The organism is Caballeronia sp. LZ001, from assembly GCF_031450875.1.
In the GTDB taxonomy this organism is placed as follows: Bacteria; Pseudomonadota; Gammaproteobacteria; order Burkholderiales; family Burkholderiaceae; genus Caballeronia.
This window is the reverse complement of the sequence record NZ_JARTVX010000003.1, coordinates 534078-556991: the sequence shown is the minus strand read 5'-3', so window position 1 is coordinate 556991 and position 22914 is coordinate 534078. Positions and strand designations below refer to the sequence as shown.

General features: G+C 60.0%; 25 protein-coding genes and 1 pseudogene. 14 read left to right on the top strand and 12 right to left on the bottom strand.

Annotation, left to right across the window (positions count from 1 at the left end; genetic code table 11):
* Window positions 1–9: 9 nt before the first annotated feature.
* From P9292_RS07005 to hpxZ, 3 genes are read left to right on the top strand one after another with little or no spacing between them, the layout of a single operon-like run.
* Entirely contained in the window at window positions 10–207 is a 198-nt protein-coding gene (locus tag P9292_RS07005) for an AtzG-like protein (protein WP_250494077.1), read from the top strand.
* Window positions 204–1607, top strand: a complete 1404-nt coding sequence (locus tag P9292_RS07000; protein WP_309958419.1) for an AtzE family amidohydrolase — start codon at window positions 204–206, stop codon at window positions 1605–1607. Before P9292_RS07005 ends, P9292_RS07000 begins: the two co-directional genes overlap by 4 nt.
* The gene (gene hpxZ, locus P9292_RS06995) at window positions 1604–1981 is read left to right on the top strand and encodes an oxalurate catabolism protein HpxZ (RefSeq protein ID WP_244830206.1); all 378 of its coding nucleotides are present in this window, start codon (window positions 1604–1606) and stop codon (window positions 1979–1981) included. Before P9292_RS07000 ends, hpxZ begins: the two co-directional genes overlap by 4 nt.
* A gap of 56 nt (window positions 1982–2037) precedes the next feature.
* Here hpxZ and P9292_RS06990 read toward each other — a convergent pair whose 3' ends face one another.
* The 5 genes from P9292_RS06990 to P9292_RS06970 form a co-directional block, all read right to left on the bottom strand.
* Window positions 2038–3474, bottom strand: coding sequence for a cytosine permease (locus P9292_RS06990; RefSeq protein WP_250468377.1), 1437 nt, complete (start codon window positions 3472–3474; stop codon window positions 2038–2040).
* Between the two features lie 108 nt (window positions 3475–3582).
* Window positions 3583–4746 carry an acetylornithine deacetylase gene (gene argE, locus P9292_RS06985; protein WP_309848049.1) on the bottom strand — a complete coding sequence of 388 codons (1164 nt, stop codon included), beginning with the start codon at window positions 4744–4746 and terminating at the stop codon, window positions 3583–3585.
* The gene (locus tag P9292_RS06980) at window positions 4739–5416 is read right to left on the bottom strand and encodes a DUF1028 domain-containing protein (RefSeq protein WP_244830203.1); all 678 of its coding nucleotides are present in this window, start codon (window positions 5414–5416) and stop codon (window positions 4739–4741) included. Before P9292_RS06980 ends, argE begins: the two co-directional genes overlap by 8 nt.
* A gap of 15 nt (window positions 5417–5431) precedes the next feature.
* Window positions 5432–5863 (bottom strand): RidA family protein, encoded by a 432-nt coding sequence (locus P9292_RS06975; RefSeq protein ID WP_244830202.1) that lies wholly within the window; start codon window positions 5861–5863, stop codon window positions 5432–5434.
* Window positions 5864–5920: 57 nt separating this feature from the next.
* Entirely contained in the window at window positions 5921–7252 is a 1332-nt protein-coding gene (locus P9292_RS06970; protein WP_250494083.1) for an NAD(P)/FAD-dependent oxidoreductase, read from the bottom strand.
* A 234-nt stretch (window positions 7253–7486) separates the two neighbouring features.
* Here P9292_RS06970 and P9292_RS06965 point away from each other — a divergent pair, with 234 nt between their 5' ends.
* The 6 genes from P9292_RS06965 (at window position 7487) to P9292_RS06940 (ending at window position 14165) form a co-directional block, all read left to right on the top strand.
* The gene (locus P9292_RS06965; RefSeq protein WP_309958418.1) at window positions 7487–8413 is read left to right on the top strand and encodes a LysR family transcriptional regulator; all 927 of its coding nucleotides are present in this window, start codon (window positions 7487–7489) and stop codon (window positions 8411–8413) included.
* Between the two features lie 166 nt (window positions 8414–8579).
* Window positions 8580–9728 (top strand): SRPBCC family protein, encoded by a 1149-nt coding sequence (locus P9292_RS06960; RefSeq protein ID WP_309958417.1) that lies wholly within the window; start codon window positions 8580–8582, stop codon window positions 9726–9728.
* A gap of 29 nt (window positions 9729–9757) precedes the next feature.
* Complete coding sequence (locus P9292_RS06955; RefSeq protein ID WP_250494087.1) at window positions 9758–10939, top strand: ABC transporter ATP-binding protein; 1182 nt, start codon at window positions 9758–9760, stop codon at window positions 10937–10939.
* 1 nt (window position 10940) lies between these two features.
* Window positions 10941–11987 carry an ABC transporter substrate-binding protein gene (locus P9292_RS06950; protein WP_244830197.1) on the top strand — a complete coding sequence of 349 codons (1047 nt, stop codon included), beginning with the start codon at window positions 10941–10943 and terminating at the stop codon, window positions 11985–11987.
* Between the two features lie 77 nt (window positions 11988–12064).
* Complete coding sequence (locus P9292_RS06945; protein ID WP_309958416.1) at window positions 12065–13318, top strand: ABC transporter permease; 1254 nt, start codon at window positions 12065–12067, stop codon at window positions 13316–13318.
* A gap of 19 nt (window positions 13319–13337) precedes the next feature.
* Entirely contained in the window at window positions 13338–14165 is an 828-nt protein-coding gene (locus P9292_RS06940) for an ABC transporter permease (protein ID WP_244830195.1), read from the top strand.
* 58 nt (window positions 14166–14223) lie between these two features.
* Here P9292_RS06940 and P9292_RS06935 read toward each other — a convergent pair whose 3' ends face one another.
* Window positions 14224–14412 carry a hypothetical protein gene (locus P9292_RS06935; RefSeq protein WP_250468384.1) on the bottom strand — a complete coding sequence of 63 codons (189 nt, stop codon included), beginning with the start codon at window positions 14410–14412 and terminating at the stop codon, window positions 14224–14226.
* 264 nt (window positions 14413–14676) lie between these two features.
* On the opposite strand from P9292_RS06935, the gene P9292_RS06930 reads away from it, so the two are divergent.
* Both P9292_RS06930 and P9292_RS06925 read left to right on the top strand, forming a co-directional pair.
* Window positions 14677–14880 (top strand): CsbD family protein, encoded by a 204-nt coding sequence (locus tag P9292_RS06930; protein ID WP_250510684.1) that lies wholly within the window; start codon window positions 14677–14679, stop codon window positions 14878–14880.
* A 42-nt stretch (window positions 14881–14922) separates the two neighbouring features.
* A complete protein-coding gene (locus P9292_RS06925) occupies window positions 14923–16092 on the top strand; it encodes a zinc-dependent alcohol dehydrogenase (protein ID WP_250468385.1) in 1170 nt (389 codons plus the stop codon).
* A 21-nt stretch (window positions 16093–16113) separates the two neighbouring features.
* Here the strand turns inward: P9292_RS06925 and P9292_RS06920 are convergent, their stop codons facing one another.
* From P9292_RS06920 to P9292_RS06910, 3 genes are all read right to left on the bottom strand, one after another.
* Window positions 16114–16371: a hypothetical protein gene (locus P9292_RS06920; protein ID WP_250468386.1), complete on the bottom strand. Its 258-nt coding sequence runs from the start codon at window positions 16369–16371 to the stop codon at window positions 16114–16116.
* A gap of 201 nt (window positions 16372–16572) precedes the next feature.
* Complete coding sequence (locus P9292_RS06915) at window positions 16573–17235, bottom strand: HAD family phosphatase (RefSeq protein WP_309958415.1); 663 nt, start codon at window positions 17233–17235, stop codon at window positions 16573–16575.
* Complete coding sequence (locus P9292_RS06910; RefSeq protein WP_309958414.1) at window positions 17232–18746, bottom strand: FGGY family carbohydrate kinase; 1515 nt, start codon at window positions 18744–18746, stop codon at window positions 17232–17234. The genes P9292_RS06915 and P9292_RS06910 overlap by 4 nt, the downstream gene beginning before the upstream one ends.
* Window positions 18747–19022: 276 nt before the next feature.
* On the opposite strand from P9292_RS06910, the gene P9292_RS06905 reads away from it, so the two are divergent.
* On the top strand, window positions 19023–19445 hold the full coding sequence (locus tag P9292_RS06905; protein ID WP_244830188.1) for an RcnB family protein: 423 nt from the start codon (window positions 19023–19025) through the stop codon (window positions 19443–19445).
* A 91-nt stretch (window positions 19446–19536) separates the two neighbouring features.
* Here the strand turns inward: P9292_RS06905 and P9292_RS06900 are convergent, their stop codons facing one another.
* The 3 genes and pseudogenes from P9292_RS06900 to P9292_RS06890 all read right to left on the bottom strand — a co-directional run.
* Window positions 19537–19944, bottom strand: coding sequence for a VOC family protein (locus P9292_RS06900; protein WP_250494094.1), 408 nt, complete (start codon window positions 19942–19944; stop codon window positions 19537–19539).
* Between the two features lie 188 nt (window positions 19945–20132).
* A complete protein-coding gene (locus P9292_RS06895) occupies window positions 20133–20765 on the bottom strand; it encodes a TetR/AcrR family transcriptional regulator (protein ID WP_404989408.1) in 633 nt (210 codons plus the stop codon).
* 372 nt (window positions 20766–21137) lie between these two features.
* Window positions 21138–21320 (bottom strand): annotated as a pseudogene (locus P9292_RS06890) (helix-turn-helix domain-containing protein); the annotation flags it as partial.
* Window positions 21321–21416: 96 nt separating this feature from the next.
* Between P9292_RS06890 and P9292_RS06885 the strand changes: the two are divergent.
* Both P9292_RS06885 and P9292_RS06880 read left to right on the top strand, forming a co-directional pair.
* Window positions 21417–22145 carry a haloacid dehalogenase type II gene (locus P9292_RS06885; RefSeq protein WP_250510687.1) on the top strand — a complete coding sequence of 243 codons (729 nt, stop codon included), beginning with the start codon at window positions 21417–21419 and terminating at the stop codon, window positions 22143–22145.
* A 255-nt stretch (window positions 22146–22400) separates the two neighbouring features.
* Entirely contained in the window at window positions 22401–22892 is a 492-nt protein-coding gene (locus P9292_RS06880) for a hypothetical protein (protein ID WP_309958413.1), read from the top strand.
* The last annotated feature ends 22 nt before the right edge of the window (window positions 22893–22914 follow it).

The following is a 22914-nucleotide window of genomic DNA, read 5'->3' as shown; positions in this document are numbered from 1 at the left end:
AACGAGACCATGAACAAGCCACCGGAAATCGATGGAACGCTCGACGCTTATGCCGACGCCGCACTTCGGCTGCACTTCCCTCATCTAACGGATGACACCGCCGCGCGTGTCAAGACGCAATTCGCGCGCATCGCGCAACTCGCGGCACCGGTACTCGCCTATCCCGTCGATGCCCAGGATGAACCTGCGCCGGTGTATCGCCCATGACCATCAACGACGCATTCCCTGCTGGCGCAGTTGCCATTGCACGCGCCTATGCCGAAGGTGCATTCAGTGCGCGCGAATTGATCGAAACAACGCTCGCTCGCATCGACACGTTTAACGCGCAGATCAACGCCTTCACCACGATCACGCGCGAACGCGCACTCGATGAAGCCACTGCCCTCGATGCACGGCGCGCGAGCGGCGCTGCTTTGCCACCGCTCGCAGGCGTTCCCTTTGCGGCGAAGAACCTGTTCGACATCGCGGGCGTCACGACGATCGCGGGATCGCGCGTGCTCGCCAATGCCGCGCCCGCCGCTGCGGATGCCACGCTCGTTACACGACTCACCGATCATGGCGCAATCATGGTCGGCGCGCTCAACATGGACGAGTTCGCCTACGGCTTCACCACCGAGAACAGTCACGCGGGACCGTGCCGCAATCCGCACGACCTGACACGCTCGGCGGGTGGATCGTCGGGCGGCAGCGCCGCGGCGGTCGCGGCGGGCTTCGTGCCGCTCACTCTCGGAAGCGATACGAATGGGTCAGTGCGCGTGCCTGCCTCGCTGTGCGGCGTGTTCGGCGTAAAGCCGACCTATGGACGCTTGTCGCGGCGCGGAACGTATCCGTTCGTCGCGAGTCTGGATCATATGGGTGCATTCGCGCGCAGTGTCGAGGACCTCGGCGCTGCCTATGAGGCGCTACAGTTCGCCGATCCACTCGATATGGCTTGCGCGCAGCGTGAATTCGAGCCCGCGCGTGCGATGAGCGGAACCTTGCGCGTTGCACGTCTGACCGGCTATTTCGACGACTACGCACACGACGATGCACGCAACGCATCGCTCACTGCGTCGGCCGCGCTCGATGCGACGGATACCGTCGAGTATCCGGATGCCGATGCGGCGCGTGGTGCAGCGTTTCTCATCACCGCTGCCGAGGGCGGCCAATTGCACATGAAGGACCTTCGCGCGCACTACGACGAGCGTGAGCCTTTGTCGCGCGACCGCTTGATCGCGGGTGCGTTGCTGCCTGCCGCATGGATCATTCAGGCGCAACGCGTCCGCGCTTCGTTGCGGCGACGCGTGCTGGAACTCTTCGAGCGCTACGACGTCTTGATCGCGCCAGCGACGCCAGTCGTGGCGCCGCGCATCGGCGACGAGTTCATGGAGGTCCGCGGTGAGCGAATGGCAGTGCGAGCCAGCCTCGGCATGTTGACGCAACCCATCTCGTGCCTTGGGTTGCCCGTTGTGACCGCGCCTATGCGAACGGAAGCCGGCTTGCCGATGGGAGTTCAGTTGATTGCCGCGCCGTGGCGCGAAGACCTGGCATTCGAAGCCGCCCGGCGTCTGGAGCAGGCTGGCGTAGCGGGCTGTGCGACACCGCGTTTTGCCGGGGAGAAAGCGTGAACGAGATCAATCGACCGGATGTTCTTGAGGAAGTGAATGCGGTGTTCGACGCGTATGAACGTGCCCTGACTAGCAATGACGTCGCGATGCTGGATGACCTGTTTTTTGATTCGTCGCTAACGGTGCGCTATGGGGCGACGGAAAATCTCTACGGCTACGACGCCATACGCGAGTTTCGTGCGGCACGGTCCGGAACAGGTTTGGCGCGCGAGGTGACGGCACGAATGGTGACGACCTATGGAGATTCGATGGCCGTTGCAAATATCGAATTCCGGAGGGAAGGCGACGCGCGTATAGGCCGACAAAGTCAGACGTGGATACGCTTCGAGGATGGATGGAAGGTCGTCAGCGCGCATGTCAGCTGGATGACCTAAACGCGACCGCGAGCGGCGATCCTCATGCAGACGGATCGCCGCGCCGCCAGGCATCATCACTCGTACCCGGGACCCGTGCGCGCTTGCCGCATCGTCAACGCGCCCTCTTGTCTGCGCCGATAGCCCGAATCCCGCGAAGCCAGCCAGTAATAAAGCGGCGAAGTCAGCAGCAGGCCAATGACCCACGACAGATCCGCGCCATCGAGATACTTCGGCACGGGACCGGCGTACATCGGCGTATTCATGAACGGAATCTGCACGATGATGCCGATTGCATAAGCGATCAAAGCCTGCGGATTGAAGCGCCCATAAATGCCGCCATCGGCTTCGAAGATCGATTGAATATCGTACTTCCCTTTATGGATGACATAGAAGTCGATCAGATTGATCGCGGTCCAGGGCACGAGCACCACGAGCAAGGCAAGCACCAGATCGACGAGATTTCCCACGAAGTTGGTCGATGCGCCAATCGCTCCATAGCAGCAGGCAAGCAGAATCGCGACTGAAAGCACGGCGCGCGCTTTGGCCGTGGGAATCCAGCGATAAGCAAACGTCTGCAACGAAGTAATCGTGGCGAGCACCGCGCCATAGAGATTGAGCGCGTTATGACTAATCACGCTAAGCAGAAACAAGACGAGCATGGGCAAGCCGAGGGGGCCGGTCGCAGTCTTGACGGCGTCCATCGTATCGGCGCCGGGCGCGACGGCAAGCGCGGCGACCGCACCGAAGGCAAACGCAAGCGAGGAGCCAATGGTGCAGCCCAGATACGTCGCCCAAAACGTCGACGCTACACGCACATTGCTCGGCAAATAGCGCGAGTAGTCGGAAACATAAGGTGCAAACGCAATCTGCCATAGCGCGGACAAGGAAACGGTAGCCAGCCAGCCCGCGAAATTGAAGCCGCCGCGTGTGAAGAAGTCGGCCGTCGCGATATGCGTGAAGATGTATGCAAAGCCCACGAAGATACCGATGCCCAGCACCCACGTGCCAATTCGATTGAGTATGTGAATGAATCGATAGCCGATGATCCCGATCAACCCCGAGCCCACCGCACCAATGACGATCCCGACCGGCACCGATATCGACGTTTCGATGCCGTGCAACGACTTGCCCGCGAGCACGATATTCGATGCAAAGAAACCCACGTACATCACGCCCGCAATCACCGTGACGAGCAACGCGCCCCATGATCCGAACTGCGCGCGGCTCTGGATCATCTGCGGGATACCCATCTGTGGCCCTTGCGCCGAATGCAACGCCATCAACACGCCGCCCACTGCCTGACCGACGATGATCGCGACGATTCCCCACAGCAAGTTCAAATGGAATATCTGCACGCCAAGCGCGCCCGTCACGATAGGCAATGGCGCAATGTTTCCGCCGAACCAGAGCGTGAATAGATCGCGCACCTTGCCATGCCGATCCTCCGGCGGCACATAGCCGATCGTATGCTTCTCGATGAACGAGGACGTGTTGCTATCCGACGTATTCAAAGTCGTCTCCTTTATTGATTTTGCGCATGCGCGAGTCGTTTCGAAAGACCATGCGCACCGCGGAGCCCGTCGAAAGTCTCGGGGCTCTCGAACGCGCCATGGCGCGTGTCAGGAAGCGGTTGCTAGATAATCCGCAAGACGCGCGAGCATGGCGTCGCAGGCGTCGAGTTGCTCGACGCTCACGAACTCGTCGGGCTTGTGCCCTTGATCCATGCTTCCCGGTCCGCACACCACGGTTGGGATGCCCGCTTGATTGAAGAGTCCGCCTTCGGTGCCGAACGCCACCGTGCCGAACTCGTTCGAGCCACTAAGAAGCGTCAGCAAGCGCGCTGCTTCGCTATCTGGCGGTGTGGCCAAGCCCGGATAGGCGCTCAAGGATTCGAAGCGAATGTCCGTGTCCGCTTTCACCGCGCGCATCTTCGGAAGTAATTCGGCTTCGGCAAAGCTTTGCAATTCATCCGCCACCTCATGCGCGTCGAAGCCGGGAAGCGCACGCACTTCGAAATCGAATTCGCATTCCGCCGGCACGATATTGAGCGCACGCCCACCTTTGATGACGCCTGCTTGCACGGTCGAATAGGGTGGATCGAAGAGTGCGTCATGGTGCTCGGGCCGTGCCAGGTGCTCGCCAATATCATCCAGCTTGCCGATAAGACGTGCTGCATACGCTATGGCGTTCACGCCGTAGGGCGCGTAAGCCGAGTGACAAGCCGCGCCCTTCACCTGGCAGCGCATGGCGAGCTTGCCTTTATGACCGAGCACCGGCTTCAGTTCGGTAGGCTCTCCGATCAGGCACAAAACGGGCTTGTGTGGGCGCCTTGCCAGTTGCTCCAACATGCGCCGCACCCCAAGGCAACCGACTTCCTCGTCGTAAGAGAAGGCAAGGTGTACGGGCATGACTAGCGATTTCTCAAGGAACGTGGGGACCGAGGCCAGCACCGAAGCGATAAAACCCTTCATATCCGCCGTGCCGCGGCCATATAAGCGCCCTTCCTTCTCGGTAAGCCGAAAGGGATCGAGCGTCCAGGCTTGGCCATCGACGGGCACGACATCGGTATGACCGGATAGCACGATGCCGCCCCTGTCACGCGGACCGATCGTCGCAAACAGATTCGCCTTCGTTCGCTCGGCGTTATAAAACAGTTCGCTCTCGACGCCGAGATTCGCAAGGGTGTCGCGAACGAACTCGATGAGTTCCAGGTTCGAATCGCGGCTGACGGTTGCAAAGCCGATCAGCCGTTCGAGCAAGTCGCGGCTCGACATCTCACTCATTGCCCGGCACTCCATAGCTAGGCGCCACTGTCGGGTTCAGCGCACGGGTCACGTAGTCCTGCATTTGCGGCCGATAAGCCTGCCACAGACCATCGAGCTGGCCGATGGGGTCGGCGTCGGCCCAATCGACGCGCAGATCGACGATAGGCCAACTCAGATCGCTTACGATCTTGAGCGCCGCGGAATGCACCGGTCCGGCTTCGCCGCCTGCGGTCATCGCCGCCCGCATCGCAGCGAGCAAACGATCCGCCAGCATGCCTTTGGTGTTTTCGAACGCGGGAATCATGGCTTCGATCACGCCGAGGCTCGCAAGCATGTTGCCTGCGGCGACGCATTGATCTCCAGCCACCGCGTGATGCAGGCCAAGCGCTTCCTTGCCGCTAAAAAACGCGGTGCGGCCATGAGCGTCGATGACCGTTACTTGCCGATATTCGCTGTACGCATTCGCATCGAGCGCACGGTCGAGCGCCGCCTGAGGATCGAGTTGCGCAGTGTCGATGAGGTCGAGGATCTGCGGCCCAAGTGCGGGCAAAGTCACGTTCTGCGTGGCCACCGCGCCCACGCCGCCGCGTGCCCACGGACATCGCGCGCCCACGGCGATACTCGACGAACTGATTGCAATGCCAAGCTGGCCGGTTTCCTGGCAACGTCCGATCACGGAGAATGTCATGCAAGGCTCCTCGACTTAGGCGGGCTTCCAACCTTCAGGAATGACCGCGATCACATCGATTTCCATCAGCCATTCCGGCTGTCCCAACGCACTCACCACCAGCCCCGTCGAAATGGGAAACACGCCCTTGAGCCACTTGCCGACTTCCTGGTACACCGGCTCGCGATAACGCGGATCGATCAGATACGTGGTCGTCTTGACGATATGGCTCATGTCGCTGCCCGCCTCTTCGAGCAACTGCTTGAGATTCTTCATCGCCTGCTCGGCTTGCGCGCGTGCATCGCCGAGACCCACCAGATTGCCTTCGAAATCCGTTCCCACCTGACCACGCACATAGACCGTGTTGCCGGCGCGCACGGCCTGGCAAAGATCGTTATCGAGCGTCTGGTTCGGGTACGTATCCTTCGTGTTGAACATGCGGATACGCGTATGCGTAGGTTGGCTCATCGATGCACCTCGAAGCTGAGAATGATTGAATAGTGAATGCGGCGTCTTGGGCGATCGTCAATTCACGCCCATCTCGCTGACCTTGTGCACGCGCGGATCGCTGAAAGTCGCGGCTTGGCCTGCATGACGGCGCGACGCATCGTGATACGCGAGATACTTGCGCTGCGTGACGATATGATCGGCAATATGTTTTGCATCGTGCCAGACGCCCCAGATGAAAGCCGAGCCGCGCCGCGAAAGCCAGGGCAAGCCAAGAAAATAAACGCCGGGCTCCTTGGAAACGCCTCGCTGATGCTTGGGCTTGCCTTTATCGTCGAAGGCGTTGACATCGAGCCAGCTGAAGTCGACGGCGTAGCCGGTTGCCCAGATGATCGAACTCACGCCAGCATCGGCAAGGTTCAGTTCGAGAACAGGTTGCTTCATGCATTCCGGATCGGACGGAATGATGCGTGCCTCGGGCTCGTCCGGCAGATCGATACCATTGCGCGCCACATACGCGTCTGCGGCGCTCAGCAAAGACAAGTAGTTGTCGTCGCCGTTGTTGATGTTGGTCGTGAGGTCTGGCTGAAACGTTGCAATGCCATTCTCGAATGACTTCGTGAGACCGACGAGGTTCATGCCCTGATGCGCGAGACGGCGGAAATCGACTGTTTGTCCGCCACGCGCGCCACTCACTGCAATCGTGACGTGCTCCTTGCCCGGCCGCATGACTTCCGCATCCCACTCGCCGAGCACGCCCAGCCACCAGCAAAAATCACGGCCACGATACGCGCGCGGCGGACGGTCATGCGGGCCGACCGACAAATACACCTTCCTACCGGCGCGCATTAGTTCATCCGCAATCTGCACGCCTGACGATCCCGCGCCGACCACGAGCACCGCGCCTTCCGGCAATTGCTCAGGATTCCGATAATCAGCCGAATGAAGCTGCGTAAGACGTTCGTCCTTCGGGGCGATAGCCGGGATGACCGGCTTCTGGAACGGACCAGTAGCGACGACTACACGGCTCGCTTCGATCACGCCTTCCGATGTTTCGACGGTGAAGCCTTGCCGCCCGACATTGCGAACCACCTTCTTGACTTCGACGCCCGTGCGAATGGGTGCATCGAACTTTTCGGCGTAGGTGACGAAGTAATCGGCGACCTGATCTTTATTGGCAAAGCCATCGGGATCGACTTCATCGAACTCGAGATTGGGGAAACGATCGTGCCACGCCGGACCGTTCGCCACGAGCGAGTCCCAACGTCCCGTGCGCCAGCGTTCCGCAATGCGGTCGCGTTCAAGAACGAGGTGCGGCACGCCGAGCTTGCTCAGATGCTCGCTCATCGCCACGCCGGCCTGACCGGCGCCAACGACGAGCGTGTCGATTGAGGTTATTTCCACTGTCATGGCTATGTCCTTCGATATGGCTTTACTTCGCGGATGTGTCCGGCGAAGTCAGCGTCCTTGAGATACGTGCAGTCGTGCGTGGCTGGCGTTCTGCCAATGAAGCCCAAATTTACGCTTGAGCGCAGAATTCTAAAAATATATTTAAAAAATGCTTAGCATCGGTTTTGGCTATGCAATCCTTTTTGGCGAAGCCACAATTCGGCCGGTCAACCGTTTAGAGGCGGAGCGTTTCCGATGGAAAACCACCCTTTGCGCTACTCGCTTCGGCAATTGCGCTACTTCGTCGTAACGGCGGAAGTGCTGTCTTTTACAGCCGCCGCACGGCGCCTGCACATTTCGCAGCCGTCGATCTCGACCGCGCTCGCGGACCTCGAAATATCGTTTGGCGTGCAGCTCTTCATACGGCATCACGCGGCGGGATTGTCGCTTACGCAAGCAGGCCGAGACCTTCTGGGGCAAGCGCGCAACCTGCTAAAAATAGCCGAAGAATTGCAAATGGCCGCTAAGGAAATGGATGGCGGCATGACGGGCTCGATCGCGCTCGGCTGCCTCGTTTCACTTGCGCCGCCGCTCATGCCGGGGCTCATAAGCCGCTTTACCGGCGAGCATGCAGGGATCTCCTTTAGGACCGTCGAGGCGCATCAGGATGGCCTGCTAAGAGGCTTGCACGACGGCTCGCTCGATATTGCGCTGACCTATAGCCTGGATTTGACCGAGGACATCGCGTTTACGCCACTGCTCTCTCTGCCGCCTTATGTCATCTTGCCGAAGACGCACCGGCTAGCCCGCGCGCGCAAGGTCTCATTAGCGGATCTCGAAGCGGAGCCTTACGTGATGCTGGATTTACCGCATAGCCGAGAATATTTCGCGGCCCTTTTCGATGCCGTCGGCAACCGGCCGGTTCCCGCATTTCGGTCGTCGCAGCCTGAAGTCGTGCGCGGCATGGTGGCTAACGGCTTAGGCTATAGCATCCTCAATTTTCCGCTCAAATCGAATCGCACCGTAGATGGTGAAGACTTCGTGATTAAGCGCTTCAAGGACAACGTCAATGCAACGACGCTAGGCATTGCGCAATCGCGCACCATGAAGCCGCGCCAAGTGGTGCAACGCTTCGCCTCGTTTTGTGAGAACTATATCTGGCGGCTGCATCTAGACGCCTAAGAAACGCCAAAGCCAGGAACGCTACATAGGCAAAAGCTCTGCTTTGTATCCGAAAACAATATTTTGGCTGGTAATTTGGCTTGATAAATTTGTTGCCATGCGAGCGCAACGCCTTGCCGACTCTACGCTGGCGCGCTTATAAGGAAATAGATTCAAGGAGTCTTTCATGACCAGCCAGGCAAGAACGATCCCGATCACGGCACTCGTCGACGAGTTGTGCGCCGGTTGCGAACGATCGTTCAACGACGCGCATGCCATGCCGCCTGGCGTCTACACCTCCGCCGATTTTTTGTCGCTCGAAGAGCGCGACATCTTCGAACGCGAATGGCAATGCGTTGGCCGCGCAAGCGCCTTGAAGATGCCGGGCGACTACCTGACGGCGCGCATTGGCGCACAGCCTTTGGTGGTGTTGCGCGATGAGCAGATGCAACTCAAGGCGATGTCCAACGTCTGCCTGCATCGCATGTCGGTTCTGCTCGAAGGGCGCGGCAACGTGCGCAGGATCGTGTGTCCATATCATGCATGGAATTACTCGCTGGATGGCGCGTTGCAGGGCGCACCCCTAATGGACCGTCAAGAAGGTTTCTGCAAGGAAAGCTATAAGTTGCCCGCCATGCGTTGTGAAGAATGGCAAGGCTGGATCTATGTAACGCTCGACGATCAAGCGCGGCCGGTCAGTGAACAGCTTGCCGATTTGAGTGGGCTCATCGATGCCTACGGCATGGAGCACTACATCGAAACTTTCTATGAAGAGCACGTGTGGGACACCAACTGGAAGATCCTCGCTGAAAACTTCATGGAGAGCTATCACCTGCCCATGCTGCATCGCGCGACAGTAGGACCGCATTCACGTCTTGAAGAGATGGAATGCCCGCCCGGCTTTCCCGCATTTAATTACCACTGGATCACGAAGGAAGCGTCTCTGCCCATTGGTAACGCGCATCCGGACAACACGCGGCTTACGGGACACTGGCGCAAGACCACGGCGCTGCTGGCGATCTATCCGACGCATCTCGTCACGCTCACACCTGGCTACTTCTGGTATCTCGTGCTGCAACCGCAAGGCGTTGGCCGCGTGCATATTCGTTTCGGCGGCGGTCTTGCGCCCGAGTTCATCGCCGACCCAGAAGCGAATGCGCATATGGCCTCGCTCAAGACCTTGCTCGATGAAGTCAACGCGGAAGACAAGCGCGGCGTCGAAGCGGTTTTTCGTGGCGTACATGCGCCGCTTGCAAAGCCCGGTCATCTCAGCCATCTCGAACGGCCCAACTATGACTTCGCGCGCTATCTCGCCAGCAAGGTTGGCGCGCATTGAACATCACTGCAAACGGACAGGACCGAACGATGCCTGACGCTTCCTTCATCTCGTTCACGGGCGTGAGCAAGTCTTATGACGGCGTGCATTATGTCGTCGAAGACTTGAATCTCGACGTGCGCAAGGGAGAATTCCTGTCGCTGCTCGGGCCATCGGGCTCAGGCAAAACGACCACGCTCATGATGCTCGCGGGCTTCGAATCTCCCACGCAAGGCGAGATTCGTCTCGATGGCAAACGTCTCGACGACAAGCCGCCGCATCTGCGCGATATCGGCATGGTGTTTCAGAACTACGCGCTGTTTCCGCATCTGACGATTGCAGAGAACGTCGCGTTCCCGCTTTCCGTGCGCCACGTAAGCCGCGCCGATCAGAAGGCGCGTGTCAAGCGCGCGCTCGAAATGATCGAACTGCCGCATCTCGCGAACCGGCGTCCTTCGCAGCTTTCCGGTGGTCAGCAACAGCGCGTGGCGCTCGCGCGCGCACTCGTCTTCGAACCGAGCGTCGTGCTCATGGACGAACCGCTCGGCGCACTCGACAAGCGTCTGCGCGAAACCATGCAATACGAGATCATGCGGCTGCATCGCGAGTTGTCGCTCACCATCGTCTATGTCACGCACGATCAGGCCGAAGCGCTGACCATGTCGGACCGCGTCGCCGTGTTTTCCGATGGCCGTATTCAGCAAGCCGCCACGCCCGGCGAACTCTATGAGAACGCGCAGAACGCTTTCGTCGCGAACTTCGTGGGCGAGAACAACGGCCTCATTGGCCGCGTGGCCAGTGCGAGCGACGAATGGGCGACCCTGGCCCTCGCGGACGGCAACATCATTCGTGGACGATGCGAACCCGGCCTCACCGAAGGCGACGAAGCCATGCTCGCGCTGCGCCCCGAACGCGCGCACATTCCGAGCGCGGAAGGTTCGCATGTCGACGAACACAGCAACGTGGTGCGCGCCCGAGTCGAAGAACTCGTTTATTGCGGCGATCATCATCGCGTGCACCTGAAGCTCGGCACGCGCGACAACCTCGTCGTCAAGCTGCCGAACACTCAGCGTCACGCCTTGCCCGCGGATGGCAGCACGGTCGATGTCGCCTGGCGCCACGACGACTGCAAGATACTTGCGATGAGCGCGTCCAGAAGCGTGTCCACACCTCTTTCTTCCACACCGTCGTCAACTTCAATCACCACGCCCGCTACAGCAGGAGCCAACTGACATGCGCACTTTTATCAAAACTCAATGCGCGGCACTCGCGTTATGCGCGTTTTCCAGCATCACCGTTCAGGCTGCAGAGACACTTTCGGTCGTGACGTTCGGCGGCGCTTATGAAGCCGCTGCGAAGAAGGCTTATTTCGAGCCCTTTACGCAAGCCACGGGCGTTGGCTTCTCGACGGAATCGTATGATGGCGGCTTGGCCAAGCTCTCCGCGATGGAACAGGCGAAGAACACGACGTGGGACCTGATCGACCTCGAAACCAACGACGCGATCACCGCTTGCGACGAAGGTCTTCTCATGAAGTTCGACAAGAAGACGCTCGGCAAGACGAGCGACTTCATTCCCGGCTCCATCCTCGATTGCGCAGTGGCGAGCATGGTGTGGTCCACCGTCTACGCCTACGATGCGAGCAAGTTGAAGACCGCGCCGACCAGCGTCAACGACTTCTTCGACTTGCAGAAGTTTCCCGGCAAGCGCGGCCTGCGCAAGTCGCCAAAGGTGACGATGGAATGGGCGTTGATCGCCGACGGCGTCGATCCCAAGGATGTCTATAAGGTGCTTGGCACGCCAGCTGGCGTGGATCGCGCATTCAAGAAGCTCGACACCATCAAGAAGAACATCGTGTGGTGGGAGTCGGGTGCGCAGGCGCCGCAATTGCTCGCCGACGGCGCAGTGGCGATGACACAGGTCTACAACGGCCGTATCGACGATGCAGCGAAGAAGGACAACAAGCCCTTCAAGGCCGTGTGGGACGCGCAGGTGTACGACTTCGAATGGTGGGGCATTCCGACGGGCGCGAAGAACGCGAACACGGCGGCCAAGTTCATCATCTCGGCATCGCAGCCGAAGGCGTATGCGGATCTTACGAAGTACATCGCTTATGCGCCGCCGCGCAAGGACGCTATAGAACTGGTGGACAAGCAGCGTCTTGCCGACCTGCCGACCTCGCCTGCCAACTTCAAGCGCGCCGTGCAGATCAACGCGAATTTCTGGGCCGACAATGCCGATCAGATCAACAAGCGCTTTCAGGTGTGGCTGACGCAGTAAGACAGCAAGGTATCGACGCTGTCCGCTTCACGCGAAACATGATCCGAAGAGAGCCCGACTTGACCGCGACCACCAACATGTCCGTATCCGCAAAGGCCGCGCCATCGGGCTCTCCTAGAAGCGCCGACGGCCACGCGTCTTATCAGAAGGCGCGTCGCCGTGCATCGTTGCAAGCGCTGTTGCTTGCGTTGCCGCTGATCGTGTTTCTGTTGTCCACCTTTATCGCGCCGATTGCGCTACTGCTCGCGCGCAGCGTGCAGAATCGCGAAGTCCCCGACAGCATGCCCGCCCTCACGCGCGCTCTCGATGCCTGGGACGGCCACGGCGTGCCCGACGAACGCACCTTCGCATTGCTGGCCGCCGGCCTCAAGGAAGCCCAGCAAAGCGGTCAGCTCGGCCCCGTGGCGCGCCGTCTGAACTTCGCGCAAGCGGAGTTTCGCAGCCTGTTGATGCGTACCGCACGCAGCCTGCCCGCCGATGCTCCACCCGCATGGAAACCCGCGCTCATCGAAACCGACGAGCGCTGGAATTCCCCGGAAATCTGGCGCTTGCTCAAACGCGCCGCTGCATCGCCCACGCCCGACTATCTGCTCGCTGCCGTCGATGCGCAAGTGACACCGCAAGGCAACATCGCGTCCATGCCGGCCGATTCATCGGTGTTTCGCGAGGCGTTCGTGCGTACCATCTCTATCAGCGCAACCGTCACGCTCATGTGTCTCGTGCTCGGTTACCCCGTTGCGTGGTTGCTCGCCAATCTGCCCGCTAAGAGCAGCAACCGTCTCATGCTGTTTGTGATCGTGCCGTTCTGGACCTCGCTTCTCGTGCGCACGACCGCCTGGTATGTGCTGCTGCAACCGGGTGGCGTCATAAACAGCCTGCTCATGGGGCTGGGCCTTGCGTCGCATCCCGTGCCACTCATCTTCAATCGCGCGGGCGTGCTGATCGGCATGACGCACGTGCTGCTGCCTTATATGATCCTCGCCATCTTCTCGGTGATGAAAAGCGTATCGCCCGTTTATATGCGTGCAGCGAAGTCGCTGGGCGCGCATCCGTTCACTGCGTTCATGCGGGTCTATGTGCCGCAGACGCTGCCGGGCGTGGGCGCGGGATGCTTCCTCGTGTTCGTGCTAGCGCTCGGCTACTACATCACGCCTGCGCTACTCGGCGGCGCGGGCGATGAAATGATCAGCCAGCTCATCGCCATTCAGACCAACACGCAGCTCAACTGGGGACTCGCGGGCGCGCTGTCGGCGTACCTCGTGATCTTCACGGCGGTCTTCTATTTCCTCTTCAACCGCATAGTCGGCATCGACCGGCTGCGTTTCGGTTGAACGACACGGACTCGACGACATGCAAGATCAACGCAATACCGTGCTGACCGAACGCGTGGCGAATCGCTGGGTGCGCGTGCATACGGCGATCGTCCTGTTCTTTCTAATCGCGCCCATACTCGCGATCATTCCGCTCTCGTTCAATTCGGGTTCGTACTTTTCATATCCGATGCAGGGCTTTTCAATGCGCTGGTACGAGCAGGCGTTGACGAGCGCGGACTGGCAGCGCTCGCTATTGAACAGCATCGGCATTGGCGCGGCGTCGACGTTGATCGCGACCTGTCTCGGCACGCTGGCCGCGCTGGGCCTGAGCCGCGCGCAATTTCCGTGGCGCTCGCTCATCATGCCCATCATCATTTCGCCGATGATCGTACCCATCGTCGTCGTGGCTGCGGGCTTCTATCTAATCTTCGCGCCGCTCGGTCTCGTGAACTCGTATCCGGGCGTCGTGCTCGCGCATGCGGCGCTTGGTACGCCCTTCGTGGTCATCACCGTGACGGCTTCGCTGCTGTCGTTCGATCAGAGCCTGCTGCGCGCGGCGTCCGGTCTTGGCGCGGCGCCATGGATCACGTTCAGGCGTGTGACGTTACCGCTGATCATGCCTGCAGTCGCCACAGGCAGCGTGTTTGCCTTTGCCACTTCATTCGATGAAGTCATCGTGATTCTATTCATCGGCGGGCCGGATCAGAAGACCGTGCCGCGTCAGATGTGGAGCGGCATCCGCGATTCGATCGACCCTTCAATACTTGCGGTCGCGACCATGCTGATCGTCTTCGCCGTGCTGCTCTTTGCGAGCATCAATTGGCTGCGCGGACGTGCGGCGGCGGCCAGTCAGGCGCTCGGCTGATCAGACACACAATAAGCGGCGCGGGCCATTCAGACCGCGCCGCCCACACCGCTTTACATCAAGATTTATCGTCTCCTTCCGGCTCGATTTCCGTCAGATCGTCCGGGTCAACTTCCGCTTCGCGGACAGTCGTTCCTTCATCATCGGTTTCCGATACATCCGTGGTGAGCGCATCGTCCGTGCCGGATTCGACTTCGTCGTCGCTTTTCGGATCATCGGTCATGGGGGTTTCGGCGGGCGTGTTCATCTTGTTGCTCCTGATAGTTGCGTTTAAGTGATCGGATGGATAAACAGACGAATCACATCCGGACGCACAGATCAGGCGTGGATTCGATGCGCTATGTCGAACCATGAAGCGCACTTCTTTCTCGCAGCAATCGTAGTGCCGCATGTCGGCCGGAGCGCTCGCGCAATGTATACACGGCGAAGGCACACGCGTTGCTGAACTGTATCGACGCCAACGATTGGCGCAGAGATTCTTAGGCTTCCGATACATGGCACGGAGAACGCAATGAACAAGGATCAGAAAGAAGGCATCAAGGAACAAATAAAGGGCTGGACCGACACGGCCATCGGCACACTTACCGGCAATGAAGATCGCAAGCTGAAGGGTGACGTCGAGATAACGAACGGTGCGAATCAAAAGGACTACGGTGACCAGAAGGACAATATGGAAAAGGGCATCGAAGATCCCGGCGAGCCAACCAACAAGTAAGGCTTCGTCGACAGTTCACTCTCAAGGACAAGGATACTTCCAATGAAAGCGCTTACCTGGCACGGCAAGAAGGACATTCGCTACGACACGGTACCGGACCCGCAGATCGAACATCCGCGCGACGCGATCATCAAGGTGTCGAGTTGCGCCATTTGCGGCTCGGACCTGCATCTGTTCGATGGATTCATGCCGGGCATGGAATCCGGCGACATTATGGGCCACGAGTTCATGGGCGAAGTGGTCGAAGTCGGCGCCGAAAACGCTGCGCTCAAGGTCGGCGACCGCATAGTCGTACCGTTCACCATCTTTTGCGGCGAATGCGATCAATGCAAGCGCGGCAATTTCTCCGTGTGCGAGCGCAGTAATCGCAACAAGAGCACGGCCGACAAGGTTTTCGGACACACCACGGCGGGTCTCTTTGGCTACACGCATTTGACGGGCGGCTATGCCGGCGGCCAGGCCGAGTACGTACGCATACCTTTCGCCGATAAAACGCACGTGAAGATTCCCGATGGCCTTTCAGACGAACAAGTGCTTTTCCTCGGCGACATCTTCCCGACAGGCTGGCAAGCGGCGATCAACTGCGATATCGAGCCAACGGACACCGTGGCGATCTGGGGCGCGGGACCGGTGGGACAAATGGCGATTCGCAGCGCGTTTCTGCTTGGTGCAAAGCATGTCGTCGTAATCGACTGCGTGCCTGAACGCCTTGCAATGGCGCGCGTCACTGGCGCCACCACCATCAACTTCAAGGAAGAGAGCGTGGTCGAGCGCCTCGCCGATCTCACGCAAGGCAAAGGCCCGGAAAAGTGTATCGATGCTGTTGGCATGGAGTCGCACGCCACGGGCTCGTTCGACTCGCTTTACGATCGCGCCAAGCAGGCGGTCATGCTCGAGTCGGACCGGCCGCACGTGTTACGCGAGATGATCTACGTATGCCGTCCCGCGGGCATTCTGTCGGTACCGGGCGTCTATGGCGGACTGATCGACAAGATTCCCTTTGGCGCCTCGATGAACAAGGGCCTCACCTGGCGCATGGGTCAGACGCACGTGGCCCGCTGGACCGACGACCTGCTCAGCCGCATTCAGGAAGGTCAGATCGACCCCTCGTTCGTCATCACGCACCGCGTGTCGCTTGCGGAAGGACCGGAAATGTACAAGACCTTCCGCGACAAGGAGGACGGTTGCATCAAGGTGGTACTCACACCCTGAAGCAAAAAAAAACGCCGGTCTTCAAAGACCGGCGTTTTTCGATTCCTCGTCACGCACGACGGATTGTGGCGCAATAGGCAGTGGTTCACCATCGACGAAAGCGGTGCCGCATGTCAGCGCAAACTGCAGCGCCGCGTCGCGGCTGGGAAATGCGCCCAACTCGCGTAGTACCGTCTCCTCGCCGTCTTCTTCCAGAATCGATACGCGCGATACGAACAGCTTGCCGCTTCGACCTGCGGACGGCTGTAGCGCTACACCTCGATGATAGAGCGTAAGCATGGTGTCTCCTTCTTTTCCGAGCGTCCGTTCGCAGCGCGCGGCGCCTTATGCGAACGAAGCACGTTCCATGTGCAGCCCTTCATCTTAGCGCGTCATTAAGCGCGTGCTTTGCATAGAATCATGCTCGCTTAACGAAGGCATGCACCGATTGCCATCTCGCTTCAGCAAGCGGCGCACCTGAAAACATCGGCACCTTCTTGCTTAGGCCAGATTTACGCCCAGCGCCTTGGCAAGCTCCTCGGCGGAGCGGACGATTTGCGCATCGTTTGAAAAAAGCGCGGCGCCAGCATCGTCGAAAGGCCAGGCCAGCACGCGCATATTCGCCGCGATCGCGGCGCGCGCCCCAGTGGGACTGTCTTCCACGACGACAACTTCCTCCGGCTCGAGACGCATGAGCCACGCCGCGCGTTCGTACGGCTCGGCGCTTGGCTTGCCATTGCGCACGTCGTTCACACTGACGCTCACGAGTTGCGGTTCCTCGATGCCCAGTGCTCGCAAGTTCGCTTCAAGCAACATGCGCGACGAATTGGACACGATTCCTTGCGTTATGCCCGCCCGCTTCACCGCGCGATACACCTCGAGCGCGCCAGGACGCGGCACGAGCCGAGGCGCGCCTTCGAGATAATGCCGTGCGCGAAACGCGGACCAGTCCGCGAAGTCCGTATCGATGCCAAAGCGTTCGCTACACAGCGCGTGCACTTCGCGCCCTGTCTTACCGAAGATCAGCGGATGCAATTCGTCGCCCGCTTCGATGCCGTGATGCGCAAGCACCGCAACCAGCGTGCTCAAATGAAGCGGTTCGCTTTCGGCGAGCGTGCCGTCCATGTCCCAAAGGACAGCCTTGATGGAAGTATGATTCGTCATGTAGAGGTTGGGTTGTCTGGAAAGAGTCGGTCGAGATCGTCGTAAAACTGCTGCGAGTGCACATAAAGGCGCTCGAAAATCGGCATCATGCGGTCATAGGTATCGCTCGCACGCGGGTCGGGCTGCACTTCGCGCTCGAACTGCACGAAGGCGCGCACGGCGTCGGCGAGACGTGCGAACTGGCCATGCGCGGTTGCAGCAAGAATGGCGCAGCCTATCACGCCGCATTCCACTTGCGCCGGCACGAGAATGGGCATGCGGTACATGCTGGCCTTGATATCGAGCCAAAGCGACGCCTTCGCGCCGCCGCTTGCCGCGACGAGCCGCTCGATACCCACGCCTTCGGGCTTGATGAGCGCGATATGCCGACGCACGCCAAATGCAACGCCTTCGAGCACCGCGCGATGCAGATGGGCGAGCCCGTGACTCGCCGCAATACCGAAGAACTGTGCACGCGAATTAGCGTGCTCGCCGAGACGCTCGCCTGTGAGATACGGCAGAAAGAACAAACCTTCCGAACCCACCGGCGCGCTTGCGGCCTTGGCAGCGACATCGTCGTAGGACAGCGCGTTTTCATGGAACGCGCGACGCGCCCAGCGCATGGCATCGCCGCCCGAATCGAGCAACATGAAGCGTCCCCACAGCCCTTCGCAAGTCGCCAGATTCGACACTTCGGGATGCAGCATCGGTGTGTCGGCGATGATCGTGATGATCGACGATGTGCCCGTGATATCCGATGCCAGCCCCGGCTCGAACACGCCCGAGCCGAGCACGGACACCGGATAATCCGCGCCGCCAACCAGCACCGGCGTACCCGCGCGCAAACCGGTTGCGGCAGCCGCTTCGTGCGTCACGCCGCCGAGTATGTCGAGCGGCGCACGAATCGGCGCGAGCTTCGCGGCATCGAGACCGAGCAAAGTCAGCATGTCTTGCGACCACTCGCGCGTGCGCGGGTCCATCATGAAGCTCGTCGATGCATCGCTCCAGTCGCACGCACGTTCGCCCGTGAGTTTGAAGTTCACGTAGTCCTTCGGCATGAACACCGTGCTCGCGCGTTCATAAGCCGACGGGTCGTGCTCCTTGATCCATTGCAGCTTGAAACCGGGCCACGCGGGCGTCGCGGGGTTCGCGGTCTTCGCGAGATACGAGGCGCTTGCGTGGCGCGCGCAAAACGCCGCGACCTGTGCGAAGGTGCGCTTGTCGTTCCAGAGCGGCGCGGTATCGCGTGTGAGTTGACCATCGGCGTCGATCAGCACCGTGCCGTGCATCTGGCCGCATGCGCATATCGCGACGACATGGGAAGCTGCATCCGGAACGTCGTCGAGCACTTCGCGTATCGAGCGCGCGGCGCCTTCCCACCAGTCCGCTGGGCGTTGCTCAGACCAGCCGTAACGCGGCACGATTTGCTCGTGCTCGTGTGCGGCGATGCTGCGCACCACGCCACGCGCATCGACGAGTGCGGCTCGCACGCTGCCCGTCCCGACATCGATGGCAAGATAATAGGTCTGCATGTCGTTCCATCCGTTGGACAGCCTCATTGCTGGTCATGCAGTCCACGCGGCCTGCCTTCCAAGTGTACCGACAGATGTCGAAGTACCCGGCCAGGCGGTAATTGCCTCGATCTGTTTCCTTCGCGTGTCTGCTCCCCCCTCGCCGTAATCATACGTAAGCGACGCTTACATCTGCTCACCCCATTTTCTTTCGGCTTTGAGTAAAGTCCGCTCATCGATTCGCAGCGCACGCATCAGGCGATGCACGCGAACCACTCACTCGATTGGAGAATCAACATGAAGCAGAATCGAATCGTTGCCGCGCTGTTGTGCGCGACCTTGAGTCTTGCTGCCGGCGCTTCCTTTGCGCAGCAAGGCCCCGGCGGTCCGGATCAGAACCACGGTGGCGGTCCGGGACAAAATCACGGCGGCCCGCAAAATCATGGCGGTCCTGGCCAACCAGGACACGGCCCTGCTAATTACGGACATGACGCACCGCGCCCGCCCGAGCACGCGGACAACGGCCCGCGCCATTCAGACTGGCAGAAAGGTCAGCATCTGTCGCAAGACTATCGTGACCATCAATACGTCGTCGATAACTACCATGAACACGGCCTGCGTCAGCCGCCGCGCGGCTATCAGTGGGTAGGCGTCGGTGGCGACTATCTGCTCGTCGCCGTTGCTTCGGGGATCATCGCGCAGGTCGTGCTTTCGCAGTAACTCGCACTACGCCGCGAGGCGTCTCGCGAAACGACACAAGCCGCATTGCCTTTTACAGGGCAATGCGGCTTTCGCAATCTACGCTCGATGCTTACTCGTCGAACGTGCCGCGAAACTCCGGTGCGGCGTCCGAACGCGTATTCAACTCGAACATCACACCGCCCGGCGCGCGGCAAAAGAAGCGCGAGCCACGGCCATTGTTGAAGACCGCCGTTTCCATCTGAACGCCCTCTTGCTTGAAGCGATCATGCAGTTCCTGCAACGCATCGACAGTCGGCAGTTCGAAGCCCGCGTGGAAATTCCGGGGCCACGTGACGTCATCGCTTTCGACATGATCGATTACCACGTCGAAGCCCGGGCGCTTCAAAATGTACGACTTGTCCCAGCTTCCTGAGACGGTGAAGCCCAGATAGTGTTCGAAGAATTTCGCGGTTGCAGCAGTATCGCGTGAAGGAAAGCTCAGGTGGTTGAGCTTCATGCTCTTGATGGTTTCTGTCATCGTCGTTCTCATTTGTTAATGGCGAAGGCCCATGCCGTTTCGCTCGACGACGTCAGAATAAAAGTAAAAGCTCACATTGGACAACTCGCATCGAGCGCCTCCAAGCGCGCGGCGTGAAGTCCGCATCGCGCGGTTCGTCGCGGCTTGGCACGCCCGTGCTTGCTTTGCGCTTGCTCACATTCGCATGTTCAGCTCTCGCGCGCGAGATACCCGAAAACCGCCGCGCGAACGCGCCGTTGCAGACGTTCGAGGTCGCGTTCCCCGCGTTCGCCCGCCGCGTCGGTCATGCCTCGGATAATCGCCGACAGGTCGCCTGCCGCTATTTCCGGTTGCGGATGCTTCGGAGCCGCTCTCGCTACGATTGCAGCAAACAGCCCCGCGAGGTCCACCTTGGCAAGCTCATCGCGCAAGGCCGGACGGCTCTCCTCGATATCGAGCAGACGCGCGAGCATCGGACGCTCGAGTTGCTGACGCACCGACGCGCCGATGAGATATTCGAGCGCCGCCTTGCCGCTTCGCTTATCCAGCGCGATGGCTGCGTCATCGTAGAAGCGTTGCGTCTCACGATGGATGAGCGCAACGGTCAGCGCGTCCTTGCCCGGGAAGTACTGATACAGCGAGCCGATGCTCACGCCGGCACGCGCGGCGACTGCATTCGTATTGAAGCCTTCGAAGCCTTCGCTTTCGAGCACTTGAGCCGCGGCTTCCACGATGGCGGCGACAGTCTCCGACGAGCGCGGCTGCGTCGGCGATTTACGCAGGCGCAAATGGGCACGCGGCTGACGCTTGTTTGCTCGCGACGTTTGCGGTGCGCGCTCGATCGTGACTGCTTTTGCAGGGCGCGGCTTGCTCGTGTAAGCCTCGACGAGCGCGATCAGTTCCCATCGAAACACGGGTGATGCCAAGCGTTCGTTGCGCGCCGCCTCCTCAAGCGCGCCGCCCACCGCGCCCGCAAACACTTCAGCGCCAATGCGCCTGTGCTCCGCGGAGCATCGCGTCAAGGCCGCGAAGAGCGCTTCGTACGCTCGTCTGCATTCGGCTTCGCAGCGTCCCTCTTCGAGCAGCACACGCTGCGCGGCAGGATTGCGGCGATGCACCTCGATCATCCCGTCGACGAACGCGACGACTTGCCCACGTCCGACTTGCAGCACGGGAAGCAGATCATCGCGATGACGCTGGCGGACGGCGTCGATCAACGCGCCCTTGTCTGGAAAGTATCGATACAACGAACCGATGCTCACGCCCGCCGCTTCTGCGACCGCATTCGTCGTCAGAAGCTGGCCGCGTTCACCGAGCAGGCGCGCGGCGGCATCCACGATGGAATCGATGGTCCTTATCGAGCGGTCTTGCCGGGGAGCGTTGCGAGCTTGCGCCATCATGCGGCCTTATCGTTCTAAGATGAGTGATTTGCTCATATTCTAATCTGCGGCAAGATACCGGGTGTTCGTTACCAACGCCAAAAAGGAGCCGCAGTGAATCTTACCGATTTCGATACGCTCACCTTCGACTGCTACGGAACCTTGATCGACTGGGAAACCGGCATTTTCGAAGGCTTGCGGCCATTGCTCGAACGCGCGGTTCCGCCGCCCACGCGCGATCAGGTACTCGAAGCGCATGCGCGTCACGAGTCTTCGCAGCAGCACTACACGCCGGGCAAGCGCTATCAGGAGGTGCTGGCCATCGTTTACAAGCGGCTGGCTGAGGAATGGAAACTCTCTTACACGCAGGAAGAATGCGTCGCGTATGGTCGGTCCATCCGCAACTGGCCTGCGTTCGCGGATTCGGCCGAAGCGCTTCGTTATCTGAAGCAGCATTTCAAGCTCGTGATTCTCTCAAACGTCGATAACGAAAGCTTTGCGTTCAGCAACGCGAAGTTGCAGGTGGAATTCGACGGCATCTTCACCGCCGAGGATGTCGGCGCATACAAGCCATCACAACGTAACTTCGAGTATTTGCTGGAGAAGCTTGCAAGCCGAGGCATTCGCAAGGAGCAGATTCTTCACGTCGCGGAAAGTCTGTTTCACGATCACAAGCCCGCGAACGAAATCGGGCTGACGTCATGCTGGATTTATCGACGGCACGGGCAGCTGGGCTTCGGCGCAACGATGGACCCAGGCGCGCAACCTCGCATCGACTTTCGGTTCAAGAGCATGGCGGAGTTTGCGCAGGCGCATCGGGATGCATTGAGTGATACGGCTTGACCATGCCACTGTCTTTATTTGGAAATCATGTTGGCAAGCGGAGTCGCTAATAGGCTACTGGTGGGCCAATTCGTCGACGGTCAGAAGGAAGACGGTTAGTTGCTCTACGATCCGCGCATGGCAACCTTGCAAGCTTTCGCTTTACGCGAGGTTTAGCCCCCGCGTGCAGACTCCCTCGATACTGGTTATCATTGTTTGTCCCGAGTACGCAGGCTTTTCGTCGACGCAAAGGGCGCAGGAACTGGAGCCTACGCCATGCACGAACGAATCGAATTCCAAGCCGTGGACATATCGGCACAAGACAGCCCGAGTCTTCCCGTGTGGGAAGCACTCATGCGGCAAGCGATCAAAGCCGCAGCGGAACAACAGACCACGGCAGCACGCTCGACCTTCGAGCACGCACTTGAGATCGCGCGTCGACTCATCAAAGCACCGCCGCCCGGACGCGGCGAGGACTGTATCGCGGCGCTCGTCGTCTCGCATCACAACCTCGCCGATCACTACGCAGAACAAGGCAATCAGGACGCCGCCGCGCAGTTGCGCTGCGAGGCGCACGAAGCACTTCTGGCGCTGTCCGTAAGCGCAGAGCGGCCGGTCACGATCCGGCAAGCCGCCTTGCGTCACAGCCGCGAAACACACGTGGCGCTGATCCGCCACGTCGCCCGTCATGGGCCGCATTCCCTCATTGCCCGGACCATCGAAAACGCCAGTCTGGCGCTTTCCGCCAGCGGCCCGGCCCGGCATTGATTCCTCTCATCGTCAAAAAGGA